16 protein-coding genes are annotated in these 18377 nt (G+C 45.4%); 4 read left to right on the plus strand and 12 right to left on the minus strand.

What is annotated here, in order from left to right:
• Nucleotides 1-142 precede the first annotated feature (142 nt).
• Both RH45_RS17145 and RH45_RS17150 read left to right on the plus strand, forming a co-directional pair.
• Nucleotides 143-1180, plus strand: a complete 1038-nt coding sequence (locus tag RH45_RS17145) for an extracellular solute-binding protein (RefSeq protein ID WP_008079476.1) — start codon at nucleotides 143-145, stop codon at nucleotides 1178-1180.
• Between the two features lie 58 nt (nucleotides 1181-1238).
• Nucleotides 1239-2012 carry a GGDEF domain-containing protein gene (locus RH45_RS17150; protein WP_008079478.1) on the plus strand — a complete coding sequence of 258 codons (774 nt, stop codon included), beginning with the start codon at nucleotides 1239-1241 and terminating at the stop codon, nucleotides 2010-2012.
• Nucleotides 2013-2047: 35 nt separating this feature from the next.
• On the opposite strand, the gene cobB is transcribed toward RH45_RS17150, so the two are convergent.
• The 12 genes from cobB to RH45_RS17210 all read right to left on the minus strand — a co-directional run bounded on the left by cobB (nucleotide 2048) and on the right by RH45_RS17210 (nucleotide 15193).
• On the minus strand, nucleotides 2048-2785 hold the full coding sequence (gene cobB / locus RH45_RS17155) for a Sir2 family NAD+-dependent deacetylase (protein WP_008079480.1): 738 nt from the start codon (nucleotides 2783-2785) through the stop codon (nucleotides 2048-2050).
• 177 nt (nucleotides 2786-2962) lie between these two features.
• Nucleotides 2963-4858, minus strand: coding sequence for a methyl-accepting chemotaxis protein (locus RH45_RS17160; RefSeq protein ID WP_008079482.1), 1896 nt, complete (start codon nucleotides 4856-4858; stop codon nucleotides 2963-2965).
• A gap of 175 nt (nucleotides 4859-5033) precedes the next feature.
• Nucleotides 5034-6254, minus strand: coding sequence for an ammonium transporter (locus RH45_RS17165; protein ID WP_008079484.1), 1221 nt, complete (start codon nucleotides 6252-6254; stop codon nucleotides 5034-5036).
• A 299-nt stretch (nucleotides 6255-6553) separates the two neighbouring features.
• Complete coding sequence (locus RH45_RS17170) at nucleotides 6554-6970, minus strand: hypothetical protein (RefSeq protein WP_008079486.1); 417 nt, start codon at nucleotides 6968-6970, stop codon at nucleotides 6554-6556.
• Nucleotides 6957-8006, minus strand: coding sequence for a formate dehydrogenase subunit gamma (locus RH45_RS17175; protein ID WP_008079488.1), 1050 nt, complete (start codon nucleotides 8004-8006; stop codon nucleotides 6957-6959). The genes RH45_RS17170 and RH45_RS17175 overlap by 14 nt, the downstream gene beginning before the upstream one ends.
• Nucleotides 8007-8020: 14 nt before the next feature.
• Nucleotides 8021-8629 carry a formate dehydrogenase FDH3 subunit beta gene (gene fdh3B, locus RH45_RS17180; RefSeq protein ID WP_004745954.1) on the minus strand — a complete coding sequence of 203 codons (609 nt, stop codon included), beginning with the start codon at nucleotides 8627-8629 and terminating at the stop codon, nucleotides 8021-8023.
• An 11-nt stretch (nucleotides 8630-8640) separates the two neighbouring features.
• A complete protein-coding gene (locus RH45_RS17185; protein ID WP_008079491.1) occupies nucleotides 8641-11496 on the minus strand; it encodes a formate dehydrogenase subunit alpha in 2856 nt (951 codons plus the stop codon).
• Between the two features lie 10 nt (nucleotides 11497-11506).
• Nucleotides 11507-11704 carry a twin-arginine translocation signal domain-containing protein gene (locus RH45_RS17190; protein ID WP_008079492.1) on the minus strand — a complete coding sequence of 66 codons (198 nt, stop codon included), beginning with the start codon at nucleotides 11702-11704 and terminating at the stop codon, nucleotides 11507-11509.
• Nucleotides 11705-11752: 48 nt separating this feature from the next.
• On the minus strand, nucleotides 11753-12388 hold the full coding sequence (locus tag RH45_RS17195; protein WP_008079493.1) for a TorD/DmsD family molecular chaperone: 636 nt from the start codon (nucleotides 12386-12388) through the stop codon (nucleotides 11753-11755).
• 10 nt (nucleotides 12389-12398) lie between these two features.
• Entirely contained in the window at nucleotides 12399-14060 is a 1662-nt protein-coding gene (locus tag RH45_RS17200) for a 4Fe-4S dicluster domain-containing protein (RefSeq protein WP_008079494.1), read from the minus strand.
• 190 nt (nucleotides 14061-14250) lie between these two features.
• Nucleotides 14251-14739 (minus strand): DUF3306 domain-containing protein, encoded by a 489-nt coding sequence (locus RH45_RS17205; RefSeq protein WP_008079495.1) that lies wholly within the window; start codon nucleotides 14737-14739, stop codon nucleotides 14251-14253.
• Entirely contained in the window at nucleotides 14729-15193 is a 465-nt protein-coding gene (locus RH45_RS17210; protein ID WP_008079496.1) for a DUF3305 domain-containing protein, read from the minus strand. The genes RH45_RS17205 and RH45_RS17210 overlap by 11 nt, the downstream gene beginning before the upstream one ends.
• A 213-nt stretch (nucleotides 15194-15406) precedes the next feature.
• Here RH45_RS17210 and RH45_RS17215 point away from each other — a divergent pair, with 213 nt between their 5' ends.
• Both RH45_RS17215 and RH45_RS17220 read left to right on the plus strand, forming a co-directional pair.
• Nucleotides 15407-16234, plus strand: coding sequence for a formate dehydrogenase accessory sulfurtransferase FdhD (locus tag RH45_RS17215; protein WP_008079497.1), 828 nt, complete (start codon nucleotides 15407-15409; stop codon nucleotides 16232-16234).
• 122 nt (nucleotides 16235-16356) lie between these two features.
• On the plus strand, nucleotides 16357-18246 hold the full coding sequence (locus RH45_RS17220) for a methyl-accepting chemotaxis protein (protein WP_008079498.1): 1890 nt from the start codon (nucleotides 16357-16359) through the stop codon (nucleotides 18244-18246).
• The last annotated feature ends 131 nt before the right edge of the window (nucleotides 18247-18377 follow it).

Consider the following 18377-nt stretch of genomic DNA (forward strand, 5'->3'; position numbering starts at 1 on the left):
CTGCCTATTTTCGTAATTGGCTGATATAATTTCTGTTTGCACGGCTTGTTGTCCTTAACAAGCAGATTAACTCACTGCTTTTTCAGAGTATGTCGCTAGGAATGGCTAGATGCTGGAAAAGCAAAGATAAAACGGAAAAATAATGAAAAGTAAATTCTATGCAAGCGCACTGTGCGCAGCGAGTTTAATCGCTTCTCCTGCAATGGCTGCTGATCAAGAACTCTACTTCTATAACTGGTCTGAATACATTCCTAATGAAGTTCTTGAAGACTTTACGAAAGAAACTGGAATCAAAGTTATCTACTCAACTTACGAGTCTAACGAAAGCATGTACGCAAAGCTTAAGACTCAGGGTTCTGGTTACGATTTAGTAGTACCGTCTACTTACTTCGTATCAAAGATGCGTAAAGAAGGCATGCTGCAGAAAATCGACAAAGAGAAGCTTTCTCATTTTGCCGATCTCGATGCCAACTTCCTTAACAAGCCGTTTGACCCTAACAACAGTTACTCTATCCCTTATATCTGGGGTGCAACTGGCATTGGTATTAACTCGGATATGCTAGACAGCGATTCAGTGACTAAGTGGGATGACTTCTGGGACAGCAAATGGGAAGGTCAGCTAATGCTAATGGATGACTCTCGTGAAGTGTTCCATATTGCACTAACTAAGCTTGGTTACTCGCCAAATACGACTGACCCAGACGAAATCAAAGCCGCATATGAAGAGCTGAAAAAACTAATGCCAAATGTATTGGTATTTAACTCAGACTTCCCTGCTAACCCATACCTAGCGGGTGAAGTATCACTCGGTATGCTGTGGAATGGCTCAGCGTATATGGCTCGTCAAGAAGGCGCATCCATTGATATCATTTGGCCAGAAAAAGGCGCAATCTTCTGGATGGATAGCCTAGCGATTCCAGCAGGCGCTAAAAATGTAGACGCCGCTCATAAGATGATCGACTTCCTGCTTCGCCCTGAAAATGCAGCGAAGATAGCTCTTGAGATTGGCTACCCTACTCCTGTCGCAACGGCACACGACCTATTGCCAAAAGAGTTTGCTAATGACCCGAGCATTTTCCCTCCTCAAGAAGTAATGGAAAGTGGCACATGGCAAGACGAAGTGGGTGAAGCAAGCGTTCTATACGACGAATACTTCCAAAAACTTAAAGTAGATAACTAATAGAAATATCTTACACTTAATAAAGCGGCATACGCCGCTTTATTAGTTTGAGAGGACCATGTACAGAGTCACCCTTTTCTTCATTTCGTTGCTCATTGTCGCCCAGCTCTCCTTACTGGTCGTTAGCCATTTTTTGTCTGTTGATTCGCGCTACGACCTGCTGTTCGAGACCAACACCTTGATCCTGGTAATTTACCTCGCTTACATATCACGCGGACCCATTCGCTCCAACAGGCTGATTAAATACGGTATAGGCCTGCTGATATTCAATAGCTTTTATGAAGTTGTCACCGAGATTACCTTCTTTAATGATATGGCGGCAGCACATCCAATGACCGATTCCTTGATGGAAGATGGCTTACTGCAACTATCATTCTTATTTTTGGCATTTGGCATCACTAAACTGGTTAACAAGGCAGAAGAAAATGCCATGCTGGATGAGTTAACAGGACTTCATAACCGCAAGAAGCTTCATGATATTCAATTAGAGACTTTTGACCTCGTTTTTATCGACTTGGATGGTCTAAAAGCCATCAATGACTCGGAAGGTCATTTAGTCGGAGATATGTTGATCGCCCGATTTGCCAATGTATTAAAGCAAACGGTTCACCCAAGTGAGCAAGCGTTTCGTATTGGTGGTGACGAGTTTGTTGTGTTGTGCTTGCCTGAGCGCGGTCAAAGTTTCGTAGCTACCGTCAAGCAAGCACTTCTCGCTGAGCCGATTAAATTTAGCTATGGAATTGAACATTCAAATCGGACATCACTATTTGAGGCAATAGAACGCACCGATAAAGCGATGTATGAAATGAAAAACGCTCAACGTAAACGTTGAGCGTTTTATTATACTTAGATGCTGGATACTAGATGTTACGCATGCTTAACTTGTGGTTGTTGTAGCGCTAAGATTTCTTCAACCAGTTTCACCACCTCTATACTGGCTTTGCCGTAACGCTTCTCTTCAAATTCACTTTCTACCGCGCTTGGCTCTAGGTTAATCTCTATCGTATGCGCGCCATGCATTTTGGCGTCGTGTACAAAGCCTGCTGCGGGATACACCACTCCTGAGGTACCGATAGACACAAACAAATCTGCTTGCTCTAAAGCGGCATAAATCTCGCCCATACGTAACGGCATTTCACCAAACCAAACGACATGTGGCCTCAGCTGTGAAGGAATCTGACAACAGTGGCATAAATCTCCGGTGTGAATTTCGCCTTTCTCTTCGATAACTTGATTAGATTCACTACAGCGCGCTTTCATCAGCTCACCATGCATGTGAATGATGTTATTGCTACCACCGCGCTCATGAAGATTGTCGATATTCTGCGTAATGATAGTAACACTACCTTCTAGCTCCTTTTCGAGCTTGCCTAATGCAATATGCGCTGGATTAGGTTTGATCTCAGGAGCTTGGAGTTTGATACGACGTTGATTGTAAAAGTCTTGCACCAAGTCAGGGTTACGTTCAAAGCCTTCGGGAGTTGCTACGTCTTCAATTCGGTGATCTTCCCATAACCCATCCTGAGCTCGGAAAGTTTGAATTCCTGATTCAGCCGAAATACCAGCGCCTGTAAGAATCACTACATTACGATAAGGGAATTTCATACAACATCCTTGGCTATAACATTTTAATGATGCTGCAAGCTTAGCATTGAACGAAAACCTTCAATAGTTGTACTGATTAGACCATGGTCGAAAGTGGCCGAAATAAAAAGATAAACTGTGATGACGTGCATAGTTTACCTTGGAGCAAAGGTAAACTATGCATGCCTGCTACTTAAGTTAATCTAGCTTGAATCGGCTTATGATAGAGGCTAAACGTTGATTCATCGCAGAAATGTTCCGGGCATTTTCTACCGCCTGTTGACCATTGACATCGAGCTCACCAACGATATCGTTAATGGATGTCATGTTTCTACTCAACTCTTGAGTTACACTACTTTGCTCCTCAGCGGCGGTTGCAATCTGTGTACTCAAATCATTGATGTCTGTGACAAACTGAGTCATAACATCCAAGCTTTCAGAGACCTCTCCCGCCCCTTCTGCCGTTTGAGTACATTTCTGCTTCGTAGTTTCCATCGACCCCACCACCGACTGGCTTTGGTGTTTCAAACTGTTTAGAGCAGCTTCAATCTCTTCTGTACTATCTTTGGTTCTGCTCGCGAGTTTTCTTACTTCATCGGCAACAACGGCAAACCCTCTTCCCTGCTCACCCGCTCGTGCAGCTTCTATTGCAGCATTGAGCGCTAATAAGTTTGTTTGCTCTGCAATCTCCCCGATAACCTCAAGTACGTTAGAAATCTCCTCTGACTCTTTGGCCATATTGTTCACCGCAGTGGATGAGTTACTTACGTCTTCAACAAGCTGCTCGACGTTATGCTGTGCTTGATTGACGGTATTTTTCGAAGCGCTGCTCGCCTCATTAGCCTTATGAGTCAGCTGCGCGGTATTAGCAGCATCCGTTGCCATAGAGTCCGCAGTCGAGTTCATCTCTTCAATGGCTGTAACAATCTGTTCGGTCTCTTGAACATGGTTTTGTAAGATGTCACTGTTGCGTGTGCTTTGGTTTTGCAGCTCATCCACATTACTATTCAAGCTATTGGTAACCTCTCTGATCTCTAATAGCATCGACTGCAAGCTCGCAATAAAATCATTAACCCCTTGAGATATTTGTCCCAAGTCATCATTATTGGTGACATCGATCCGGCGAGTTAAATCACCATTACCTTGACTCAGGCCAACAATGGTCTCTTTTAGAGCCAAAATTGGTCGATACAAGACATTTAGAATCACAAGCGCAATCACTGCGCTCACTACCGTAGCGACAACCGCCGTGATAATGGCATTGGTCTGAGCGTCATAAAGGTCGGCAAAGGCAAGCTCTTTATCGACACTGGCAATAAAGTACCAACTCTTATCAGCGATGTTGATTTGGTGAGAGAAAAACAATTGATTATCGATGTCTGACTGGGTAGTGAGTTGGTTTAATGATCTGTTTGTTACATCATCTAGCCAAGCATACTTGTCAGTTTTGTCACCAGCCTTCACCTCTTGGTTTGATGAAGCGAGAATGGTCTTGTCATGGTTAATGATCATCGCAGTAGAACCAGGAGTAACACTGGCCTGTTTGACAATCTCGTTCAAAAAACTCAGTTGCATATCGACAGATACCATGCCATTCGGTGTCTTTCTAACAATGGATATCCAATATGTATCACCATCACTACTTAAATACGGTTCCGTCATCGCAGCCGTAGGGCTTTTTCTACCATGCTGGAACCAACTGCGTGTATTAACATCACCATCATACTTATGGTTTGGCCATGTGTTCGCAGTTTGATTCCAGTAGGCATCGCCATTGGTAAATGCCACAACCGAACTGTTTAGGTTCATAGAACCCGCAATGATCTTTGTCATTTCAATGAAGTCAGCTTCAGTGCCTTCGATCGGTTTTTGGTCAAATACTTTGCCCAGCTTATCTAAGCCGGCCACTTTTTCGTTAAGATTGTTTTCAATTTGAGCGGCTTGATTTTGAGCGTACTCCTGGTTTTTCGCGGTAATCATCTCCTCAAGTGTGCTCTTTTGCTTTTGGTATGAGATGTAGCTAGAGATAACAATAGAAAAGACGACTAGCCCTACGATTGATAGTAGGAGTAAATTTTTGAATCCTAATTTCATTACACTTCCTTAAACCACTTCAATGTGATGACAAGTAAATTGGGTTTATAAATTTTAGTATGGCTTTGAAATCAGAGTTTTCCAGACGTTATTGAAGGTTTTATCAATAGATATAATAAAGCCGCCTATCTATCACTAGATTGACGGCTTTCAATTGACTAATACAAGTTAACTATTACTCTTCATTGGTCGATGTAATTCGATGTATTGCTAAATCGGCACCCTTGTATTCATCCTCTTCTGACAGTCTCAGTCCGGTAATGCTATTTATGATTCCATAGACTGCCAAAGCACCAACCACAGCCACAAAGATACCCGCAAGAGTTCCAAGAATTTGTACGGTTAGGCTAACTCCTCCTAAACCGCCAAGACTTTGTGAGCCAAATATGCCTGCCGCTATACCGCCCCAAGCACCACAGACGCCGTGCAGAGGCCAAACGCCGAGCACGTCATCTATCTTGGTTTTGTTTTGTAGATAAGTGAACAGGAAAACAAATAGCACACCTGCGACCGAACCAGTAATCAGCGCACCAATTGGATGCATTAGGTCGGAGCCCGCACACACCGCGACTAAGCCCGCTAGAGGACCATTGTGGATAAATCCTGGGTCATTCTTCCCCGCAATTAATGCCGCGACGATCCCTCCAACCATGGCCATCAATGAGTTCATCGCAACCAAGCCACTGATCCCGTCCAATGTTTGTGCAGACATTACGTTAAAGCCGAACCAGCCTACGCAGAGAATCCAAGCGCCTAAGGCTAAAAATGGAATGTTAGAAGGCGCAAAGTTCGTGTGCTTCCCTGCTCTTACGCGGCCCTTACGCATACCCAAAAACAGGACAGCGACCAGTGCAATCCAACCGCCGACACCGTGAACAACGACCGATCCAGCAAAGTCGTGAAAACCGTAGCCGAACTGGGTTTCAAACCACTCTTGCAAACCAAAATTGCCATTCCAAATCATGCCTTCGAATACTGGATAGACTAAACCGACGGTAAAGAAAGTCGCTATCAGAACTGGATAGAAGCGTGCTCGTTCGGCAATGCCACCAGAGACAATCGCGGGGATAGCGGCCGCAAACGTTAACAAAAAGAAGAACTTCACCAGTTCATAACCATTCCCTTGAGATAAGGTTTCTGCGTCTGCAAAGAAATTCGCACCGTAAGCCACCCAGTAACCAATAAAGAAATACGCGAGTGCAGAAATGCCAAAATCGGCGAGAATTTTAACCAAGGCATTGACTTGGTTCTTGTGCCTAACTGTCCCCACTTCCAAGAATGCAAATCCTGCGTGCATCAAAAACACCATGATTGCACCGAGTAATAAAAAAAGTGTGTCTGAACTTTGGGTCAGGGTTTGTACCGCTCCGTGTACCTGACTGGCATCTAGGCTCATTGCTTATTGTCTCCTTTTCCATGCTTTGCACAGCGCTGGATTATTGTTTTCACCGTTTTGGTGATTAATTTAGTGAGACGTACACATCGCAATGTTTATGCCATAAAACGATAATATTATAAATTAAACATATCATTTTGATTTATAAAGATATAAACAAGTTTTTGGCAGGGTAAGTTTGAAGGGTATTTAAATAGAAAGTGCATAAAAATGCACTACTTTGGTGATTTCGCACCATTTGAATGCACACCAATTGGGTGCAATTAAACAAAAGCCCCGCATTACGGGGCTTGTTAACATTATAAGTTCGGACCTTTAGTTAGGCTAAACGGTTCATTCGCTTGCAGCTTTTTCATTCCTTGGAACATCCGCACAAACCAAATCGCTATGGCCGCTAGTCCAAACAGCAATCCAACGTATGGGATGTAATAAGCAATCTGGTCAATGATATTACTTTGATACCAATAATCGTTTAAACCGATGAGAACGCCGTTTGAGGTAGCAACAGTAATGATCAGTACGACAAAATAGGTCAAGTTGAGGAAAAAAGTACGTATAAGCCCGTAATAGTGCGAATCGATGATCTCCCCATCTTCCCCTTTGTCTAAACGGTAACCCGCGTACACAATGGCAATCACGCCAGAAATAAGACAAGTAAATGGCGTGAAACAACTCAGAATGTACGCCACCCAAATCCCTTTATTAGGCTTGCTCATGGGATTGTTCTCCTTTTACTTCCGGTGCCACTGACTGCTTTAGTTCATTCCGCTCTTTTTCCATCATCTCTTGGTACCAAAGATCATGGTGCTCTTTCGCCCAAGTCTCATCCACTTCACCGGTGACCATTCCTTCAAGTGCCCCTTCCATACCGAACAGACCGATATAGATGTGGAACACAAAGCCACAAATAAGGATCAGAGCCGCTAACATGTGGACAAGGTTCGACAATTCCATATCACGGCGGGTCTGGCCAAAGATTGGGAAATCTAACACTAGGCCACTTAGCGCTACGACAGACCCGACTACGATGAGTAGCCAGAACAACGCTTTTTCACCTGCATTTGAGAACTCCGCTGATGGGTGTGAGCCTTTGTGTTTACCCACCATGCCACCGAGCTTCATAAACCAAGTGATATCCACCTTCTTAAAGATCGACTTGCGCCACCACTTAATCAGCACGCATAGCAGTAACACATAGAAGATAGGGCCAATGTAGTTATGGTATTGCTTCGCCAACATGATGATGAAGCCCCAAAGCTCTGATGGAATGTACGGCTTAAGGAAATGTTTGCCGTAAACCAACATCAGCCCGCTAAACGCGAGTGTTAAGAAGGTAAAGGCCATACTCCAGTGCAAGGCACGATCCAACCGAGACCAGCGTTTGATCTTTTTGCCTGTTCTTGGCGCACTTAACATAAGCGGACCAATGACTATATACATTAAGGTAACGAAAGCGATACTACCGAAAATCGCCACAGCTCCCGCTGGTGACATCCATTTCTCTTTCAGAATGTACCAGGTTTGACCTGGGGTACTGATTAGCATTCCATGCTCAGGGAACTGAGACGTCGTGTAGCCCTCTTCGCCTTGACGAACTTGACGCCAGAAATCGGCGCCTGCCAATTGGGTCATTTCACGTTGTGCAACTTCAGACTCTTTTTGCTCAGCATGCGCAGGCAGCGATAAAGCAAAGAGTAATGCTGCCATCATTGACAGCATTACAAGAGATGCACGTTTAAACATTGAAAACATGAATCTCTCCAGTGTTAGCTTTTCGTTGCGTCGTAAGACAAGTCATTACCGTCAGTCCAGCCAGCGCCTTTAGCACCACGCTCTACAACACGTTGACGGAAGATGTCAGACACCTTCTCAGCATCACCGGCCAACAGCGCTTTGGTTGAACATAGTGAAGCACACATTGGCAGCTTACCTTCAGCAATACGGTTCGCACCGTACTTCTGACGCTCTTCAACCGAGCCCGCTTCCGTTTCAGGGCCACCTGCACAGAAGGTACATTTGTCCATTTTGCCGCGCTCACCAAACGCTTCCTGTTTAGGGAACTGCGGTGCACCAAACGGACAAGCAAACAGGCAGTAGCCACAACCGATACAAAGATCTTTGTTGTGCAGCACGATGCCATCTTCTGTGTGCTCGAAACAGTCCGCCGGACAAACCGCCATACAAGGTGCATCTGTACAGTGCATACAAGCAACAGAAATCGAGTTCTCACCCGGTTCACCATCGTTCAAAGTAACGACTCGGCGACGTTGGATACCCCACTCTAACGCGTCATCGTTTTCGTTCTTACACGCAGTGACACAGCCGTTACATTCGATACAGCGCTTGGTGTCACAAAGGAATTTCATTCTAGCCATTTGTTGACTCCTTAAGCTTTGCGAATGTTACATAGGGTGACTTTGGTTTCCTGCATTTGCGTGACAGGGTCATAACCGTAAGTCGTGGCGATGTTGGCAGATTCACCAATAACATATGGGTCCGTACCTTCTGGGTATTTGCCGCGAAGATCTTCACCTTGGAACTTGCCGCCGAAGTGGAATGGAATAAATGCCATACCCGGTTTAACGCGTCGCGTGACCATGGCTTTGACATGGATGCGGCCTTTTTCTGCGCCTTCAACCCAAACCATTTCACCATCTTTGAAGCCAAGGTCATTGGCATCTTTCGGGTTCACCTCAACAAACATTTCTTGTTGAAGCTCAGCTAGCCATGGGTTTGAACGCGTCTCTTCACCACCACCTTCGTACTCAACCAGACGACCCGAGGTTAGGATAATTGGGTACTCACCCGATACATCTTTATCTTGAATAGACTTGTACATAGTCGGTAGACGGTAGATAGACTCGCTGTCGTCCCATGTTGGGTAATCCGCAACAAGGTCACGACGTGGTGTGTAAAGTGGCTCACGGTGAAGTGGTACTCGGTCAGGGAAAGTCCAAACCACAGCGCGAGCTTTCGCGTTACCGAAAGGAATACAGCCATGCTTGATTGCAACACGCTGAATACCGCCAGATAGGTCTGTCTTCCAGTTTTTACCTTCCGCTGCTGCTTTTTCTTCAGCGGTTAGATCATCCCACCAACCAAGAGATTTCAGCAGTTTGTCGCTAAATTCTGGGTAGCCATCTTCGATTTCACAGCCTTTTGAGTAGCTATCTTCGGCAAGGATATTAGTGCCTTCGAATTCAACGCCAAAACGTGCGCGGAAGTTACCGCCCCCTTGAGCCACTGGCTTAGACGTATCGTAAAGAATATGCGTACCAGGGTGCTTCATTTCCGGTGTCCCCCAACATGGCCAAGGTAGACCGTAGGTTTCACCGTGAGCAACACCACCTTCAGCTTCTAGTGACGTTTTGTGGAATGTGTGCCAGTTCTGTTGGTGCGCTTTTAAACGCTCTGGGCTTTGACCTGTGTAACCGATCGTCCACATACCGCGGTTAAATTCACGGGTAATGTCTTCGATAACAGGTTGGTTGTTTTCCACCTTCACATTCTTGAACAGCTGATCTGCAAAACCGAGCTTTTTGGTCAACAAGTACATGATTTCGTGGTCAGGTTTTGAATCAAACAGAGGGTCAACGACTTTGTCACGCCACTGAATAGAGCGGTTAGATGCGGTGACACTGCCGTAAGTTTCAAACTGAGTTGTTGCAGGTAGAAGATAAACATCGTCGGTGCGATCGTTCATTACTGCCGCGACCGTTGGGTATGGGTCAACAATCACCATCATATCGAGTTTCTTCATGGCCTTACGCATTTCCACCCCACGAGTTTGTGAGTTGACTGCGTGACCCCAGTAGAACATAGCGCGAATGTTGTCATTCTGCTCCATGTTATCTTTGTTCTCTAAGACACCGTCGATCCAACGCGATACTGGAATACCCATGTTATTCATCGGCTTTTTGCCACGGTATTCACTTTGGTCAAAACGTTTCTGAACCCAGTCGTGCTCAAGGTCCCAGACTTTAGACCAGTGTTTCCATGCACCATCTGAAAGGCCGTAGTAACCAGGAAGAGTATGAGAAAGAACGCCAAGGTCTGTTGCCCCCTGCACGTTATCGTGACCGCGGAAGATATTCGCGCCGCCGCCAGATTTACCCATGTTGCCAAGCGCAAGTTCAAGGACACAGTAAGCACGTGTGTTGTTGTTACCCGTGGTGTGTTGAGTCCCCCCCATACACCAAACCACGCACCCAGGACGGTTTTCTGAAAGCAGTTTAGCGGTTTTGTATACGTCGGCTTCAGCTACGCCAGTCACGCGTTCCACTTCCGCAGGGCTCCACTTCGCGACTTCTTCACGGATCTCATCCATACCAAACACGCGTTGGCGGATGAACTCTTTGTCTTCCCACTTATTCGCGAAAACGTGCCATAAAATGCCCCAGATGAATGCGACATCTGAACCCGGGCGAAGTGAAACATAGTGGTCCGATTTAGCCGCAGTGCGCGTGCGACGCGGGTCAGCCACCACGATCTTACAGTTGTTCTTCTCTTTAGCGATCAGGATATGCTGCATCGCGACCGGGTGAGCTTCTGCAGGGTTAGATCCAATGAATAGCATCGACTTACAGTTATGCATGTCATTGAACGAGTTTGTCATCGCGCCGTAACCCCAAGTGTTTGCTACACCTGCTACGGTTGTTGAGTGACAGATACGCGCTTGGTGGTCAACGTTATTTGTTCCCCATAGAGAGGCCATTTTACGGAACATATACGCTTGTTCGTTACTGTGCTTCGCGCTGCCAAGCCAGTAAACGGAATCTGGGCCTGACTCTTTACGGATATCAAGGACCTTGTTACCGATCTCTTCAATCGCTTGATCCCAAGAGAGCTTCTTCCACTTACCACCTTCAAGCTTCATTGGGTATTTAAGACGACGTTCACCGTGGCCGTGTTCGCGCAACGCAGCGCCTTTTGCACAATGTCCACCAGCATTAAACGGGTGATCAAATGCCGGCTCTTGACCTGTCCACACGCCATTTTGTACTTCAGCGTAGATCCCACAACCTACCGAGCAGTGTGAACAAATCGTACGTTTGATCTCAGTTTTTGCATTTGGATCAATCGATTTTGCCTGCGCTTTTTTGATCATACCCGGAGCAAACAAACTCGCTCCTACGACGGCACCACCAGCAGCAAGTGAGCTGTTTTTCATGAACGCGCGTCGCGATACACCTAATTGGTTTTGCTCTTTGCTCACAGTATCGGAGCGTTTAACTAGTTTCATCGGTTAGCTCCTATAGTGTTTCGTAGTAGTCACGAATATGTTGTGTTTCGTGATAACCCGTTTTCTTCTCGTCTTGTTTCACTTCGACAGATTCTGCAGCGCTAGCCGCTTTGGTGGTGCCAGCGACTACGGCTCCAGCAACTGCTGCGGTGGTCAAGCCTTTGAGAAGATCTCTACGGCTCTGATTTAACTCTTTATTATCTTTCATTATTGCTTCCTTACCCTTTTCAGTAGGTATTGCTATCGACGTGAAACGCTATTGCTGAGGCTGCTCATACTCAGTCACGTTTTTCACATCAATTTTTAATTTGTTCTTACTACTCTGTAAGTTGGCACTAAAGCGCACTTGCTCTAGCGTCATAAAAGCTTGTGTCAGTTCAGCCACAGCCAGATAGAAGTTCGCGTGTTTCGCCTGCGTAAGCTGCTTCACCAGTGAATTGAACCAAGTGCCCAAGTGCTTGTTGAAAAACACTTGTTGTAGCTCTTCTTCTTCATTGCTAAGAACAGACATCACTTCACATAACGCAGAGAAATGGTCCTCTGGCTCTTTAACTTCTTCCTCACGCTCTAAACCGAGAAGACCTAGATCATGACGAACAGACGCTAACGGTTTTTCCATCAAGGAGCCTGTTAAGTGCCAAGAAGCAAAAGGCACCACTTCACCGCGACCTATGCCAATAAACAGTTCTTGATATTCATCCTCGAGCGCTTCTGGGTTACTTGATAGCGCAGCCGATTTCACTGTTTGCCACGCTCGTTGCATAGCACTGTCTGACAGCTCGGTTTCTAGTTGAGACAAAAACTCAATCAGCTCTGGCGTTGGCTGTTGACGATAGAGCGTAGAAAGGATCAAGTAGATATCGGCACGAATTGATTGTTGTTGGTTATCCATTATTCACACCTTAGTAATTCAGTTGTTTCGTTGGGTCATCAGCCATCGCTTCGAACATGTCAACCACACGGCAATCCTCACACATCGCAATTCGGTTCACAGCCGCTTCATCAGCAAAGTGGGAGTGACCGCGTAACTTACTTTGCAGCATGTCAATCATTGACTGAGGGGCAAATGGTTTGTGGCAACGAACGCATTCAGCCGCTTTCTCCTGATGGATAACTTTGGCTTGTTGACGACTCTCTTGGTCCCAGTTCATTCTTGGCGTCATCGTAAGAACTTGCTCCGGGCACGCTTTAGTACATAAGCCGCATTGAATACAGTCTTGTTCAATAAATTGAAGAGAAGGCGAAGCGCCATCGGTGTGAAGTGCACGTGTTGGGCAAACCGCGACGCAACTCATACAAAGCGTGCAGTCTTTACTTTCGCAGCTGATGTTTCCGTAAGGTGCGTTGGTAGGCATCTCAACGATGTTCTCTACCGGAATGCGTGATTGAGCCAGTGCATCTAATGAAGTAAACAGACGCTGGCGTTTATTTCCTTCTAAATCGCCCAATGCCAAATCAAACGACTCTGTACAAAGGGTTGGAGAGCCTTCTCGAAGTGACTCCAAATAAAGAATATCAATGCTTTCTTTGGCAATCCCCAACTGGGTTAAAAGCTCTTGAGCAATGGCCACTTCGTTATTCAAAACGCGTAGAATGGTTTCTGGCATGAATCGGCTAGCAGCAAACAAAACTTGAGTAGCGCCATTAGTTAATGCGGCAAACCAAGAATCGATCCCGACGGATGGAAGCTCCTCAACGATCAGAGGAATGACATTATCAGGCAGCGCTTTCAGTGCCATGACATTGTAGTGCTCATGACGAGAACTACAGATAAGAACGATTGGATCCGTTCCGCCAGCTTGTTCATAGTTAGCTAACGTGCGTTCTACAAACTTTTGTGTCTCTTGTGGGTTCGGTAACGCATAGTGAATGGCTTCAGTTGGACATGCCGTAGCACAGGTTCCGACCCCTTGACACAAATAGGGGTTAATTTCGATTCGGTGACCCGTTTTGTCATTTCCCTCACTAGATAGAGCGCCCGCCGGACATGCGTCAACACAGCGATCGCAACCTTTCACTCCTCGTGAGCTATGAGCACACAAATCCGTATCTAAACGAAAGAACTTAGGCTTATCGAACGTTCCCATTAAGGTAGGGATCTCTTCTAGTGCCTCAGCGAGCTTAGGGTATCCGCGACCAACCGGATAATAGCCCGGTACAGGCACTTCTTCTTTCATACAGCTGTCGAGACAGAGATCCAAAACCACGTCGAAACAGTCATGATTGATAGCAACCTTCGCCAGTTTATTGGTGGTTCCTTTGTTGTCGATAACAACATTGAACGTACCTAAGAATCCTGAAACTTGAACACTGCTTGCGTAATAGATATTAGGGTTTGTCCCTTGCTCGCCATCTGTAGAAAGCAAGGTTAAGCTGCTCATTTGGCTTAGCTGCTCTGCGGCACTTTCGATAATCGCAGTAGGTCCAACGATAAGAGTATTACCGCCACTTTCATAGCTAACCGTAGGAGGGATTAGGTTGGTCAACTCCACGGTATTTTCAAACGCATATAAGCGCGCCTTACCGTTGGAAGAAGTAGATTGTTGTAGTAGTTGTTTTAGCATTGCTCGCTTCCAGTTCTAATTTACTAAGAACACGAATATTCACTCAGCTGAGTAATAGCAAATGCTGTACCAACTTTTATTTTTCATTAAATCAATAGGTTAACGACATAAATCGTTATGTAGAATGGAATAAAAAACGAGTGAGACAAAATGTCCCACCCGCTTAACTGATGAAGTAGTCAAAATGTACCTAATTATTGTGTGGTATATTTTGTCCCACCTCCGATTGGTCATCTTCGACGGGCGTGTTTTCCGTTTCAGGGTCCATACTATTGGAATCGACGGCTTCAGGGACGTTTGATTCCTCGGTTTCGCTCTCTTCTTGATTCAACCAGTCTCTCAGCTTTCCAGCGACTTCACTCGATAAGGACTTAACTGATTGGTAATCATGATCATAGTCATTAAGTCGGTCAACTTCGCTAAACTCCCCTGAGAGAAATAACTTACGCAACGCGGCCTTCTTGACTGAGGATTCGACCTCCGAGGCCAATAAACTGGCAACACTAGGTTCGTTCTCTATGTCTTGCGAATCTATATGGCCTTCAAGCTCAATCGGTTCTTGTTGCGTCAATACCTCGGGCTCTTGCGCCTCTGTATCTGATTGTTCAGACACGGTATCCGCATCGGTATCTTGTTCTAATTTACGCTGAGACCAGCGACTCAGAAAACTAGTTGCCACTTGCTCTACCCGCCCCTTTACGCTTTTTACGACGTTGTTCTAACAGTTCACCATGTCGGCCAATAAAAGCTTCCATCCAAGCCTGAACAGGCAAAGGCATATCGTTCGATAGCACCAAGTAATCGCCATCCATGTATTGCCCTGCAACACTTTGTGAGGCTGTTAAGCTGACAATGTTTGGCTGACTGTCTTCTTCAACATTATCAAGAATAAGGAACAGTTTCGGTTGCTGTGAACTGAGATTAAAACGATAGTCTGTACGTTCGTCGCGATGCAATTGCAAAGCAGTTACGCGTTCGTTTACCTTATCTGGGGAGAGATTAAAGCCAGCTAGCTGCCATTGTGTCGTAACCCAAATACCTGTCGAGATTTCGTGGGAGACAAGATCGCACTCGATAGACCAGATTTGCTCGTTTTTTTCCAATATGGTTCGTGCAGCGTGTTGTTGTGACATGGTTTACCTGCCTGTTTTTATCTTTCGCCAATGACTAAGCAATATTTATACCCGGATATACCCGGATATATCTGGGTTAACATTGAATGTAGTTGCTTATCATGGGATAAGTTAAGATGAAAACGTGAAAACATGACGCAAACTAACTAAGGAATGGTATTTGCAAGCATACTGTTCCAGAAATAATAACCAACTCTATCAATAGGACTGCTCGTGGTGAAACCAAACATCATTAAAACCAGTGAAAATCCTCTACAAACCATCGAAGTCGACGTGTATGACGAATATGGCGAGAAGCTCGTCAAGCAAATTGCTTGTGAGCGACCTCTTACTGTTATGCTCAACTGGAAAGAAGTGGTGACTTTAATGACATTGGGCTCTCGCCCTGAGTCACTGGTGCTTGGTTATCTTAAAAACCAGAGCTTTATTAGCGATTCTAGCGCATTAGAATCTGTCATCATTGATTGGGAAACCCATACTGCTGCGGTCATTACTAAGGAAGATACTCAGCAGGTTGAAGGCGCGTTAAAGAAAAAGACCGTTACTTCAGGCTGTGGTCAAGGCACCATGTATGGCAATGTGATGAAACAACTTGAACACTATCAAGTTCCTCAAATTCAGATTAAGCAGTCGCAAATTTATTCTGCACTTGAAGCATTAACGCATTACAACGATACCTACAAAAAAGCAGGTGCGGTACATGGCTGTGCCGTATGTAAAGATAATCAAGTCCTTTCCTTCGTTGAAGATGTCGGTCGTCATAACGCTGTCGATACGTTGGCAGGCGAAATGTGGCTTAACCAAGAATCCGGTGACGACAAAATCTTCTACACCACCGGTCGTTTAACCTCTGAAATGGTGATAAAAGTTGCTCAAATGGGTATCCCAGTTCTTCTTTCTCGCTCTGGAGTGACACAGATGGGACTCGATCTCGCGAAGAAATTTGGCATTACCACGATTGCTCGCGCTAAGGGGCTGAGATTTCAGGTATTTACTGGTGCAGAGAAGATCGAGTTCGATGTTAAAGGTGACAACTCTTAATTGAGAATGTTGGCAATACACCTCTCATAGTCTATTAGTTTTATATCCGCTGAAATAAAAATGTCATAAACCACATAAATAAGCGGGATAAACATGTCAATTGGCTAAAATGGGAGGTGTCCATGGCTGGAACACCTGTAAATCAGCGAATCATGCAGTCGCTGTCGATCAGAATGAAACTGATCTTGATTAACCTGACTCTTTTGCTTGGTGTTGGCGTTTACGCGTATTATGAACAAACCAGTCTCAATCGACTTACATCTTTGGAGCATGCTGCTGCCGACAACTTAAGCAGTTCTGTTGATTTATTGATGCTAAGACGTCATGAGAAAGACTTTCTTGCCAGACGCGACAGCAAATACATTTCTCGATTCGATGATACATATACGCAGCTCGACGAGCGTATCAAGGCACTGGATAAAACTCTTCTTTCACATCAACTCGACTTAAGCCGCCAAAATGAGCAAATCCTTTCGACGCTCGCGCAATATCGTCGCCAGTTTCACCAGCTTGCAAATCAAGTCAATACCATTAACGGTAAAGACTCCACGACCAACTTAACCTCGCAGCTTAATCGCTATAGACTTGAACTTAAGCAAGCCACCTCGCTCGAACAAGATTTCATACTTAAAGTTGCCCTGATGGCTCTGATCGAAGTAGAACTTCGTTATCTTGTGACTCCAAACGAAACCACTATTGAGGAGTATCAGGCTGCCCTGACCTCTTTCGATGCGACAGCAGGCCTACCCGCTCAGCTACGTGACGTATTCAACCAATACCAGCAGACGGCAACCCAACACATGGTCGCTGTGGAAACTTTGGGTGTGAGCGCCGAACAAGGCCTACGTGGCGCGCTACGAAGTAATGTCCACAAGACTGAAAAAGCCATCGCGGGTTTGCAATCTGAGATCACCACAGCCATCACTCAAGCGACTGACTCGATTAAGAATCAATTGCATGCTATCGGTGCAGGTTTAGTGGTATTGATCTCTAGCTTACTATTTCTGATTGGTCGAAGCATACTCAGCCGCATTAAAGCCATTAATCGCCTAATGAAAGACATTGCAAGCGGAAACGGTGACTTAACGGTTCGAATGAATGCAAAAGGCAATGATGAGCTGGCAAGCTTAGCCCACTCTTTTGACACCTTTATCGCCAGTTTACACGGTCACATAAAAGAACTCGCGTCGGTGATGCAGGTGCTAAGTGAAAGTTCATGCAGCTCAGAAAAAGCAGCGTCACAAAGCATGACAAATGCCCAACAACAAAAGCTGGAGTCCGAATCTGTCGCAACCGCGGTTAATGAACTAGTTATGACGACCAACGAAATCACCGCCAATATAGAGTCTGCAGCGCATAACGCAGAGCGCGTAAAAACGGAAGCCAACAGCGCGCTGAGCAAAACCCTGGCAACAGGCGAACGAATCGATACCTTGGCCGTGAGTATTGAGGAATCTCAAGCACAAATAATGAGTCTTGAAGCGCAAAGCCGAGAAATCAATCAGGTCGTTTCTACCATTCAAGGTATTGCCGAGCAAACTAATTTACTGGCTCTCAATGCTGCGATTGAAGCGGCACGTGCCGGAGAAAGTGGCCGTGGTTTCGCTGTCGTGGCTGATGAGGTGCGCCAGTTATCCTTAATGACTAACGACTCCACTCATCAAATCGAAAGCACAATTCAAGGGCTTACCCAAGGTATCTCGCAGACAGTGGCGAAAATGGCATCGAGTGCAGAGCAAGCTAGAACCACCAATAGCCACACTCATGAAGTTGTTCATGCGATTGAAGGCATCAGCGCACAAGTTAGCGAAATGTTCGATATGAACACCCAGATCGCTACCGCCTCTGAAGAGCAGTCTGCCGTGTCAGCAGAGATCGATCGCAACATCACCGAGATCGCTCATTTAGCAGGCAACACCTATGACATTGTATCGAGCTCTGTGAAATGCAGTGAACAAGTCTCTGGAGTTAGTCATAAGCTTGAATCAATTGTTCAACAATTCCGCTATTAGCCTACTTCCCCCACTTCTTACATGAAGTGGGGCCTTGATTTCCTTCCTCAATCATTCGTTCAATATAACTAAACGAACAATTCAAAATTACTAGATTTAATTAACATCATCACTTGTTTATTCTAATCACG

This window comes from Vibrio sinaloensis DSM 21326 (genome assembly GCF_000189275.1).
GTDB classification, from domain to species: Bacteria; Pseudomonadota; Gammaproteobacteria; order Enterobacterales; family Vibrionaceae; genus Vibrio; species Vibrio sinaloensis.

Bases quoted from the DNA above. Each gene is read 5' to 3' on its own strand.
- RH45_RS17185 (WP_008079491.1), bottom strand. From the start codon at position 11,496: ATGAAACTAGTTAAACGCTCCGATACTGTGAGCAAAGAGCAAAACCAA.
- RH45_RS17220 (WP_008079498.1), top strand. From the start codon at position 16,357: ATGGCTGGAACACCTGTAAATCAGCGAATCATGCAGTCGCTGTCGATC.
- RH45_RS17210 (WP_008079496.1), bottom strand. From the start codon at position 15,193: ATGTCACAACAACACGCTGCACGAACCATATTGGAAAAAAACGAGCAA.
- RH45_RS17195 (WP_008079493.1), bottom strand. From the start codon at position 12,388: ATGGATAACCAACAACAATCAATTCGTGCCGATATCTACTTGATCCTT.
- RH45_RS17175 (WP_008079488.1), bottom strand. From the start codon at position 8,006: ATGTTTTCAATGTTTAAACGTGCATCTCTTGTAATGCTGTCAATGATG.
- cobB (WP_008079480.1), bottom strand. From the start codon at position 2,785: ATGAAATTCCCTTATCGTAATGTAGTGATTCTTACAGGCGCTGGTATT.
- RH45_RS17200 (WP_008079494.1), bottom strand. From the start codon at position 14,060: ATGCTAAAACAACTACTACAACAATCTACTTCTTCCAACGGTAAGGCG.
- RH45_RS17150 (WP_008079478.1), top strand. From the start codon at position 1,239: ATGTACAGAGTCACCCTTTTCTTCATTTCGTTGCTCATTGTCGCCCAG.
- fdh3B (WP_004745954.1), bottom strand. From the start codon at position 8,629: ATGGCTAGAATGAAATTCCTTTGTGACACCAAGCGCTGTATCGAATGT.
- RH45_RS17160 (WP_008079482.1), bottom strand. From the start codon at position 4,858: ATGAAATTAGGATTCAAAAATTTACTCCTACTATCAATCGTAGGGCTA.
- RH45_RS17170 (WP_008079486.1), bottom strand. From the start codon at position 6,970: ATGAGCAAGCCTAATAAAGGGATTTGGGTGGCGTACATTCTGAGTTGT.
- RH45_RS17165 (WP_008079484.1), bottom strand. From the start codon at position 6,254: ATGAGCCTAGATGCCAGTCAGGTACACGGAGCGGTACAAACCCTGACC.
- RH45_RS17190 (WP_008079492.1), bottom strand. From the start codon at position 11,704: ATGAAAGATAATAAAGAGTTAAATCAGAGCCGTAGAGATCTTCTCAAA.
- RH45_RS17145 (WP_008079476.1), top strand. From the start codon at position 143: ATGAAAAGTAAATTCTATGCAAGCGCACTGTGCGCAGCGAGTTTAATC.